Origin of the sequence: Haladaptatus sp. (genome assembly GCF_049589095.1) — an archaeon.
Taxonomy (GTDB): domain Archaea; phylum Halobacteriota; class Halobacteria; order Halobacteriales; family Haladaptataceae; genus Haladaptatus.
The window spans coordinates 1-2,731 of sequence record NZ_JBAWAC010000522.1; the positions used below are offsets into that span (position 1 = coordinate 1).

A 2,731-nucleotide genomic window follows, 5' to 3' on the forward strand; every position below is an offset into this window, starting at 1 on the left:
CGAAGGCGGTCCCCGCGGAGCGAGATGTCGATGTCGTCCTTCTCGAAGCCCGGCAGGTCGGCGGTGACGACGAACTCGTCGCCACGGTCGGCCATATCGAGCGACATGCCGCCGGGTTGCCAGCCCATACCGCCCCCGCCGAACTGGTCACCCATGCTCTCGAACTGGCGGCCCATTCGTTCGAACAGTTCCTCTAATTCATCGAAAGGATTCTTTCGTCCGGCCATGATTCCGTCTCACCGTTCGACGTACGACGGCTTAAAAATTCACGCCGGAAGTCACGTCACCCGTCGATGACGTGTTGCGTGTCGTAGGATCCGAGTCGCCGCACCCATCCGTTCTCCGCGAGCGACTCGACTTCGGCGAGCGCGTCTTTGGCGCGTTTCTCGTACAGACCCGCCTCGAAGTCGAGATGGAAGACGTAGTCGCCGAGTCGTTCCCCGCTCGGTCGTGATTCGACGCGGGTGAGGTTGATGGCGCGGTCGGCGAACGGTTCGAGGAGCGAGAGCAGGAGACCGGGATAGTTCGAACCGGGATACACGACGAGCGAGGATTTGCCGCCCGCGTCGGAGCGTTCGTCCGCGGGCGCGAGGACGAAAAACCGGGTCGCGTTCGACGTGCGTTCCTGGATGTCCTCCGCGAGGATGGTCAGTTCCCCGGCGTTATCAGGGTGGGCGATACCGGCCACTGACGAGTCGGCGCGGGCGCGTTCGACGCCACGAGCGGTGCTCGTGACGGCCTCCCGTTTCACGTCGGGGTACTCGCGTTCGAGGTACGGCCGACATTGGGCGAGCGCCTGTGCGTGGCTGGCGACCGTCTCGAAGTCGGCATTCTGGGCCATCAGGGCGTGACGGATCGGCGTCACGAGTTCGCGGACGACCGCGACATCGTTGTCCGCGAGGGCGTCCAGCGTCGCCGTGACGCTTCCTTCGATGCTGTTCTCGATGGGGACGACGCCGCGAGCGTACTCGCCACCGGCGACCGCTTTCACGATGTCGGTGACGGATTCCAGGAATTCGACGTCGTCCGCGACTGCGCTGGCGGCCCGATGTGAGTAGGTACCCGCCGGGCCGAGGGTTACTGCTTGCATGGCCAGGGGTTTCGAGTGGGGAGGCAAAAACGCGTCGGGGACGGTCAATTATGTCGGCAACAGTGAATAATCGGAGATCACGGTCGCGTCGAAATCACGTATGTTCGGCGGCCGTCGTTCGGTCCACGAGTTGGTACACCTGACTCGGGTCGTCGTATTCATCGTGATCCGGATACACGAAGGCCAGTTCCTGGGCTTCGAACCCCTCGAACCATTCACGCCATCCGACGGTCGCCAGCGCGTCAGTGTCGTCCATGTTCGGGAATTTGATTCGGAGGTATTCGATGCTGTGGGGGGTCATCTCGTCCGTCGCCGGGCGACCGTCGTGTTTTTCGACCCACTGCATTATCGCGTCGTGATTCGTCGTTACCGTTCCATGGTTCGTGTCGATCGTCTCGTTGAGCATGAGTCCTCGTGTCGGTCGTTCGTTGGGGACGTTTCCGTGTCAGTTCCGGGCTTGCATACGCAGGGCAACCTTAATCTTGATCGTCATATCACGGTGGGAAACGAGCAGGAGGAACGCGTGACGGCGGTCGCTTTTAAGATGATGAACAGCGAACTCACGTACATGGTGAGCGATTCAGGTGAAGATCCGGACGTGGAGATCGATGTGGACCGACTCGAACTCGGACAAACCGTCTACGACGACGACGGAAACCGATTGGGAGACATCCGCGGCTTCGACGACTCCGGCTTTTACGTTACCATGCGGGAGGGCTACGAAGCACTCTCAGTGGAGCATGCCCGTGCGGGCCACGAGCTCGGCGAAGCGGAGCTGATGTGGCGCTGCTCGAACTGCGGCGAGATGGGTGATCTGGACGACAACCTACCGGATACCTGTCCCAACTGCGGCGTCCCGAAGGAAGAACTCTACTACTGGACGGAAGACTGAGAGTCGAAAGACGGCTGAATTTTTCACCCTCGGATTCCTCGGTCGGGTATGAACGTGGTCGTGTTCGGTGCGGGGAGTCTCGGCAGTCTCGTCGGCGGATTGCTCACCCGTGAGCACACGGTGACGCTCGTCGCCCGTGACCCACACGCGAGCGCGGTACGCGACGCCGGACTGACGGTGGGCGGCGAGTTCGATTTTCGAGTTCGGCCCGACGCGACCACCGACGGGACCGGTCTCCGCGCCGACTGCGCCGTCGTGACGGTCAAGGCCTTTCACACCGCCACCGCCGCCGAGCAGTTGGCTTCGGGCGAGTTCGGGGCCGTCCTCTCGTTGCAGAACGGAATGGGAAACGAGGCCATCCTCGCCGACCACCTCGACTGCCCCGTCCTCGCCGGAACCGCGACCTACGGCGCGGTGCTGTCCGAACCCGGCCACGTCGAGTGTACCGGGGTCGGCGACGTGGTGCTCGGTGCACGCCGCGGCGGACGTTCGAACGCGGCGGACAGGGTCGGGGAGGCGTTTTCCGCGGCGGGCATCGAGACGACGATTGCCGAGGACATGCCCCGAAGGCTGTGGGAAAAGCTCGCGGTCAACGCGGGAATCAACCCGACCACCGCGCTCGCGCGGGTCGAAAACGGTGCGCTGCTCCGCGGGGACGCCGAAGCTATCGCGGCGACGGCGGCCCGTGAAACGGCCGCCGTCGCGCGTGCCGAAGGCGTCGAGTTGACGGACGAGGACGCGGTCGGTGC

General features: G+C 63.6%; 5 protein-coding genes. 2 read left to right on the top strand and 3 right to left on the bottom strand.

Annotated features, from left to right (window positions below; genetic code table 11):
* The 3 genes from WBV42_RS16385 to WBV42_RS16395 all read right to left on the bottom strand — a co-directional run.
* On the bottom strand, positions 1-227 hold a 227-nt coding region (locus tag WBV42_RS16385; protein WP_423986971.1), incomplete at its 3' end, for an Hsp20/alpha crystallin family protein.
* A gap of 56 nt (positions 228-283) precedes the next feature.
* Positions 284-1,090, bottom strand: a complete 807-nt coding sequence (gene pheA / locus WBV42_RS16390) for a prephenate dehydratase (RefSeq protein WP_423986972.1) — start codon at positions 1,088-1,090, stop codon at positions 284-286.
* A 94-nt stretch (positions 1,091-1,184) separates the two neighbouring features.
* Positions 1,185-1,496 carry a hypothetical protein gene (locus WBV42_RS16395; protein WP_423986973.1) on the bottom strand — a complete coding sequence of 104 codons (312 nt, stop codon included), beginning with the start codon at positions 1,494-1,496 and terminating at the stop codon, positions 1,185-1,187.
* Positions 1,497-1,658: 162 nt separating this feature from the next.
* Between WBV42_RS16395 and WBV42_RS16400 the strand changes: the two genes are divergently transcribed.
* Positions 1,659-1,982: a DUF7130 family rubredoxin-like protein gene (locus WBV42_RS16400; RefSeq protein ID WP_423986975.1), complete on the top strand. Its 324-nt coding sequence runs from the start codon at positions 1,659-1,661 to the stop codon at positions 1,980-1,982.
* A 48-nt stretch (positions 1,983-2,030) separates the two neighbouring features.
* Positions 2,031-2,731: ketopantoate reductase family protein (locus tag WBV42_RS16405; protein WP_423986974.1), on the top strand; the 701-nt coding region annotated here is incomplete at its 3' end.